This is a genomic window from Streptomyces sp. NPDC002055 (genome assembly GCF_040296705.1).
Classification (GTDB): domain Bacteria; phylum Actinomycetota; class Actinomycetes; order Streptomycetales; family Streptomycetaceae; genus Streptomyces.
In genome coordinates this window covers 2,051-3,724 of the sequence record NZ_JBEOXS010000123.1, presented here as the reverse complement: position 1 = coordinate 3,724, position 1,674 = coordinate 2,051, and the positions used below count along the sequence as shown (strand labels likewise).

General features: G+C 58.6%; 1 rRNA gene (running past one end of the window). It reads right to left on the bottom strand.

Going from position 1 to position 1,674, the window contains the following annotated elements:
- Nucleotides 1–1,614, bottom strand: a 23S ribosomal RNA gene (locus ABT112_RS34655); it reaches 1,491 nt to the left of the window's first position.
- Nucleotides 1,615–1,674 lie beyond the last annotated feature (60 nt).

Genomic DNA, 1,674 nt, shown 5'->3' with positions numbered 1-1,674 from the left:
TCGGCGGCTCCACCACTCCCCTTTGCCCGAAGGCTCCAGGGCGGCTTCACGGCCTTAGCATCAGAGGATTCGATATTGGGCGCTTCAAAGCGGGTACCGGAATATCAACCGGTTGTCCATCGACTACGCCTGTCGGCCTCGCCTTAGGTCCCGACTTACCCTGGGCAGATCAGCTTGACCCAGGAACCCTTAGTCAATCGGCGCACACGTTTCCCACGTGTGTATCGCTACTCATGCCTGCATTCTCACTCGTGAACCGTCCACAACTCGCTTCCGCGGCTGCTTCACCCGGCACACGACGCTCCCCTACCCATCAGCACCCTCGTTGGAGGTACATGTGCCAATGACACGACTTCGGCGGTACGCTTGAGCCCCGCTACATTGTCGGCGCGGAATCACTTGACCAGTGAGCTATTACGCACTCTTTCAAGGGTGGCTGCTTCTAAGCCAACCTCCTGGTTGTCTCTGCGACTCCACATCCTTTCCCACTTAGCGTACGCTTAGGGGCCTTAGTCGATGCTCTGGGCTGTTTCCCTCTCGACCATGGAGCTTATCCCCCACAGTCTCACTGCCGCGCTCTCACTTACCGGCATTCGGAGTTTGGCTAAGGTCAGTAACCCGGTAGGGCCCATCGCCTATCCAGTGCTCTACCTCCGGCAAGAAACACACGACGCTGCACCTAAATGCATTTCGGGGAGAACCAGCTATCACGGAGTTTGATTGGCCTTTCACCCCTAACCACAGGTCATCCCCCAGGTTTTCAACCCTGGTGGGTTCGGTCCTCCACACGGTCTTACCCGCGCTTCAACCTGCCCATGGCTAGATCACTCCGCTTCGGGTCTTGGGCGCGCTACTCGATCGCCCTATTCGGACTCGCTTTCGCTACGGCTTCCCCACACGGGTTAACCTCGCAACACACCGCAAACTCGCAGGCTCATTCTTCAAAAGGCACGCAGTCACGACGCACCGAGCAAGCTCGATGCGCGACGCTCCCACGGCTTGTAGGCACACGGTTTCAGGTACTATTTCACTCCGCTCCCGCGGTACTTTTCACCATTCCCTCACGGTACTATCCGCTATCGGTCACCAGGGAATATTTAGGCTTAGCGGGTGGTCCCGCCAGATTCACACGGGATTTCTCGGGCCCCGTGCTACTTGGGTGTCGCACAAGCAAGTTGCTGACATTTCGGCTACGGGGGTCTTACCCTCTACGCCGGGCCTTTCGCATGCCCTTCGCCTACATCAACAATTTCTGACTCACCCAGCCGCCGGCAGACGACTGAAGTGCGATCCCACAACCCCGCATGCGCAACCCCTGCCGGGTATCACACACATACGGTTTGGCCTCATCCAGTTTCGCTCGCCACTACTCCCGGAATCACGGTTGTTTTCTCTTCCTGCGGGTACTGAGATGTTTCACTTCCCCGCGTTCCCTCCACACTGCCTATGTGTTCAGCAGCGGGTGACAGCCCATGACGACTGCCGGGTTTCCCCATTCGGACACCCCCGGATCAAAGCTCGGTTGACAGCTCCCCGGGGCCTATCGCGGCCTCCCACGTCCTTCATCGGTTCCTGGTGCCAAGGCATCCACCGTGCGCCCTTAAAAACTTGGCCACAGATGCTCGCGTCCACTGTGCAGTTCTCAAGCAACGACCAGCCACCCACCACCCCGCC